This is a genomic window from Achromobacter maghribensis, assembly GCF_057334215.1.
In genome coordinates, this window is the sequence record NZ_JBHFII010000038.1 from 5,510 (window position 1) to 8,931 (window position 3,422).

The window sequence follows — 3,422 nt, forward strand, 5'->3', positions numbered from 1 at the left end:
CCCGCCACCGGCCGCAGGGCCCGTGGCGCGCGGAAACGGTCAGAAGCCCAGGCTGGCCAGCAGATCGTCGACCTGGTCCTGGCTGGTGACGACATCCGTCTTGCCCTGCGGGCTGATCTGCGGCCCGTTGAGCAGGCTGTTGGCCTCGTCGCGGCGCTCTTGCGGCACGTTGTCCAGCAGCACTTGCAGCAGTTCGCGTTCGATCGCGCCCACCACGTCCATCATGCGCATGATGACCTGGCCCGTCAGGTCCTGGAAATCCTGCGCCATGATGATTTCCATCAGCTTGGACTGGGTCTGCTGCGTCTGCTTGGGCACATCGGCCAGGAACGCGCGCGTGTCCTTGACCAGTTCGCGCGCCTCCGGCACCTCCAGCGGCTGGTCGTACCATTGCTGCCAGCGCGTATCCAGCGCCTGCGCCGAACGCGACATGCCGTCCTGAATGGGGCCGGCCTGCTCGGTGGCGTTCAATACGCGGTTGGCGGCCTGCTCGGTCATCTGCGCCACATAGCGCAGGCGGTCCCGGGCATCCGGGATGGCATTGGCCGCGTCCTTGATCGCCTGGTCCAGGCCCAGCTCGCGCATGCTGTCGCGCAGCATGCGGGTCAACGAGGCGATGCGGTGAATCAGGTCAGGATTCTCGGCGGCGTGTTCAACGTTTTGCGTTGTGCTCATTGCACACCTCAGCCAGCAATTTTCTCGAAGATCTTGGTGAGCTTTTCTTCCAGCGTCGCCGCGGTGAAAGGCTTGACCACGTAACCGTTGGCGCCGGCCTGGGCCGCCGCCACGATGTTTTCCTTCTTGGCTTCGGCCGTCACCATCAGTACCGGCAACGACGCCAGTGCCGCGTCGGCGCGGATCTGCTTGAGCATTTCCAGGCCATCCAGGTTGGGCATGTTCCAGTCGGAAACGACGAACTGGAAGCCGCCGTTACGCAGCTTTTCCAACCCGATCGCACCGTCTTCGGCCTCGTCCACGTTCTCGAAACCCAACTCTTTAAGCAGGTTGCGAATGATCCGCCGCATCGTGGGGAAGTCATCCACCACCAGAATCTTCAGGCCCTTGTCTACCATCTTTCACTCCAGAAAAAATTTGCTTGAGATCGATCGTGGATGCATCCGCGTCAAACGCGGTGTCCCCGGTCGCCCAGGCGAGTCAGAATGCGTTCGCTAATCGCCGACAGCGCTACCACTTCGTCCGCGGCGCCAATGGCGATGGCCTCCCGGGGCATGCCGAACACCACGCAGCTGGCTTCGTCTTGCGCGATCGTGTGCGCGCCGGCCCGGTGCATCGCCAGCATGCCGGCAGCGCCGTCCTTGCCCATGCCCGTCAAGATGACGCCGATGGCGTTCTTGCCGGCGGCAACCGCGGCCGAATTGAACAACACGTCCACCGACGGGCGGTGGCGGTTGACGGGTTCGCTGGCTTCAAGCTCGATCACATAGTTGGCGCCGCTGCGGCCCAACCGCATGTGCGTGTCGCCGCCCGGCGCCAGGTATACGTGGCCGGGCAACACCCGGTCGCCGTGGATCGCTTCGCGCACCGTCACGGCACACAGCGCATCCAAGCGTTGTGCGAACGACCGCGTGAAACCGGCGGGCATGTGCTGCGTGATCAGGATGGCCGGGCTGTCTGGCGGCAACGGTTGAAGGACTTCACGGATGGCTTCGGTGCCGCCCGTGGATGCACCCACGATGACCAGTTTTTCCGAGCTTGCCAGCGGCCGGCGCAGCATCGGCGCAGGCGCCGCTTGCGGGGCGTGCGGCGTCGGCGCGCGCAATTTGGCCCGCGAGGCGGCGCGAATCTTGTCCGCGATCAGTTCCGTATATTCCAGCAGGCCGTCGCGGATGCCCAGCTTGGGTTTCGTGACGAAATCGATGGCGCCCAGCTCCAGCGCGCGCAGCGTGATCTCCCCGCCGCGCTCGGTAAGCGATGACACCATCACAACCGGCATCGGCCGCAGGCGCATCAGCTTTTCCAGGAAATCCAGCCCGTCCATGCGGGGCATTTCCACGTCCAGCGTCAGCACGTCGGGGTTATGGCGCTTGATCAGTTCGCGCGCCACCAGCGGGTCCGGCGCGGTCGCGACCACTTCCATATCCGGCTGGCTATTGATGATCTCCGTCATCAGCCCACGCACCAGCGCGGAGTCGTCCACACACAAAACGCTTATTTTTTTCATTGCTTGCTGCCTCGGCCTGTTCAGGCCTTACTCGCACATTCGTAGACCGTCTGCCCGCGCAGACGAAAATCCCGGCTGATGTAGGTGAAGTTCTCGGAGTGTCCAGCGAACAGCAAGCCGCCCGGCTTGAGCAGCGGCGCGAAGCGCTCCAGGATCTTCGCCTGCGTCGGCTTGTCGAAATAGATCATGACGTTACGGCAGAAGATCACGTCGAACTTCTCGTTGATCGCCCAGGACGGCGCCAACAGGTTCAGGGTCTCGTAGCGCACCATGTCTGCGATTTCGGGCCGCACCCGGACCTGGCCCGCATTCGCGCCGCGCCCCTTGAGAAAGAACCGCCGCAGGCGATCGTCTTCCATCTTCGCGACCCGTTCGGCGGGGTACACCCCGGCCCGCGCCCGGTTCAGTACATTCGTGTCGATATCGGTGGCCAGCACCGTGCAGGCGCTGGCACGCGGCCCCATGGCCTCGACCAGCGTCATGGCGATGGAATACGGCTCTTCGCCGGTGGAGGCCGCGCAGCACCATACGGACACCGGGCCGCCGCGCTTCTGCGCGAAATCGGCCAGGATGGGAAAGTGGTGCGACTCGCGGAAGAACGCCGTCAGATTGGTCGTAAGCGCGTTGACGAAGTCTTCCCACTCGGCCGCGTCAGGTTCGTTTTCAAGCTGGTCCAGATAGCTGCCGAAATCCTGCCGGCCCAGGGCGCGAAGGCGCCGCGCCAGACGGCTGTAGACCATCTCGCGCTTGTGCGTGCCCAGGGAAATCCCGGCGCGCGCATGAATCATCTTGCGCACGCGGGAAAAGTCCGCGTCGCGGAAATCGAATTGGCGGTCCACCGTAGTGGACGGCGCCGAAGTTGCTGCGGTTGCCACTACACTCCTCGGTGTCCGAGCGCGAACGCGTCGGGCGCTTGTAAGCGGGAATCGTCATCGGACGAACGCGCGGAAGACAGGCGATGCGCCGGTACTTCAATCACTTCGCCCGCATTGATCTTGAATACCGCGACCGCTTCCGCCAGACGCTGGGATTGCTCTTGCAGCGACCCTGCGGCCGCCGCGGCTTCTTCCACCAGCGCCGCGTTCTGCTGCGTCACTTCGTCCATCTGCGACACGGCCCGGTTCACCTGGTCGATGCCGCTGGACTGCTCTTCGGACGCCGCCGAGATCTCGCCCATGATGTCCGTCACGCGCTTGACCGATGCCACGATCTCTTGCATCGTCGCGCCCGCGCGTTCCAC

5 protein-coding genes are annotated in these 3,422 nt (G+C 64.2%); all 5 read right to left on the reverse strand.

Annotation, left to right across the window (positions count from 1 at the left end; all coding sequences use genetic code 11):
* Positions 1-39: 39 nt before the first annotated feature.
* The gene (cheZ, locus tag ACE039_RS15570; protein WP_448708646.1) at positions 40-675 is read right to left on the reverse strand and encodes a protein phosphatase CheZ; all 636 of its coding nucleotides are present in this window, start codon (positions 673-675) and stop codon (positions 40-42) included.
* A gap of 8 nt (positions 676-683) precedes the next feature.
* Entirely contained in the window at positions 684-1,073 is a 390-nt protein-coding gene (gene cheY, locus ACE039_RS15575) for a chemotaxis response regulator CheY (protein WP_006224583.1), read from the reverse strand.
* A gap of 50 nt (positions 1,074-1,123) precedes the next feature.
* On the reverse strand, positions 1,124-2,182 hold the full coding sequence (locus ACE039_RS15580) for a protein-glutamate methylesterase/protein-glutamine glutaminase (protein ID WP_105560556.1): 1,059 nt from the start codon (positions 2,180-2,182) through the stop codon (positions 1,124-1,126).
* 20 nt (positions 2,183-2,202) lie between these two features.
* Positions 2,203-3,057: a CheR family methyltransferase gene (locus ACE039_RS15585; protein ID WP_485822760.1), complete on the reverse strand. Its 855-nt coding sequence runs from the start codon at positions 3,055-3,057 to the stop codon at positions 2,203-2,205.
* A partial coding sequence (locus tag ACE039_RS15590; RefSeq protein ID WP_485822761.1) for a methyl-accepting chemotaxis protein occupies positions 3,057-3,422 on the reverse strand: 366 nt, incomplete at its 5' end. The genes ACE039_RS15585 and ACE039_RS15590, both read right to left, overlap by 1 nt.